The organism is Streptomyces sp. NPDC003691 (assembly GCF_053981115.1).
In genome coordinates, this window is sequence record NZ_JBSFNQ010000233.1 from 1 (window position 1) to 1,307 (window position 1,307).

1 protein-coding gene is annotated in these 1,307 nt (G+C 69.0%); it reads right to left on the minus strand.

The annotated features are described in order from the left end of the window. On the minus strand, positions 1-1,307 hold a 1,307-nt coding region (locus tag ACWDR0_RS34920), incomplete at both ends, for an acyl-CoA carboxylase subunit beta (RefSeq protein WP_456355851.1).

The window sequence follows — 1,307 nt, forward strand, 5'->3', positions numbered from 1 at the left end:
GGGTCGATGACATCGTCGACGAGGCCGCGTTCGGCCGCGTAGTACGGGTGCATCAGCTCGGACTTGTACTCCTTGACCATGCGGGTGCGCATGGCTTCGGGGTCCTCGGCGTCGGCGATCTGGCGGCGGAAGATGACGTTGGCGGCGCCGTCGGCGCCCATCACGGCGATCTCGTTCGTCGGCCAGGCGTAGGTGAGGTCGGCGCCGATGGACTGGGAGTCCATGACGATGTAGGCGCCGCCGTAGGCCTTGCGGAGGATCAGCGAGATCCGCGGCACGGTGGCGTTGCAGTAGGCGTAGAGCAGCTTGGCGCCGTGCCGGATGATCCCGCCGTGCTCCTGGTCGACGCCCGGGAGGAAGCCGGGGACGTCCAGCAGGGTGACGATCGGGATATTGAAGGCGTCGCACATCTGGACGAAGCGCGCGGCCTTCTCGGAGGCCTCGATGTCCAGGACCCCGGCGAGGGTCTGCGGCTGGTTGGCGACGATGCCGACGACCTGGCCGTCGATGCGGGCGAGGGCGCAGACGATATTGCGGGCCCAGCGCTCGTGGATCTCCAGGAAGTCGCCGTCGTCGACGATCTCCTCGATGACCTTGTGCATGTCGTACGGGCGGTTGCCGTCGGCCGGGACCAGGTCGAGCAGGACGTCGGAGCGCCGGTCGACCGGGTCGGCCGCGGCGACGTGCGGCGGGTTCTCGCGGTTGTTCTGCGGCAGCATCGAGAGGAGGTAGCGCACCTCGGCGATGCACGTCTCCTCGTCGTCGTACGCGAAGTGCGCGACGCCCGAGGTCTCGGCGTGCACGTCGGCGCCGCCCAGACCGTTCTGGGTGATCTCCTCGCCGGTCACCGCCTTGACCACGTCGGGTCCGGTGATGAACATCTGCGAGGTCTCGCGGACCATGAAGACGAAGTCGGTGAGGGCGGGCGAGTACGCGGCGCCGCCGGCGCACGGGCCCAGCATCACGGAGATCTGCGGGATGACACCGCTGGCGCGGGTGTTGCGCTGGAAGATGCCGCCGTATCCGGCGAGGGCGGAGACGCCCTCCTGGATCCGGGCGCCCGCGCCGTCGTTCAGGGAGACCAGGGGCGCACCGGCCGAGATGGCCATGTCCATAATCTTGTGGATCTTGGTGGCGTGGGCCTCGCCCAGCGCGCCGCCGAAGATCCGGAAGTCATGGGCGTAGACGAAGACCGTCCGCCCCTCGACCGTGCCCCAGCCGGTGACGACACCGTCGGTGTGCGGCTTCTTCGCCTCCAGCCCGAAACCGGTCGCCCGGTGCCGCCGCAACTGCTCCACCTCACGGAA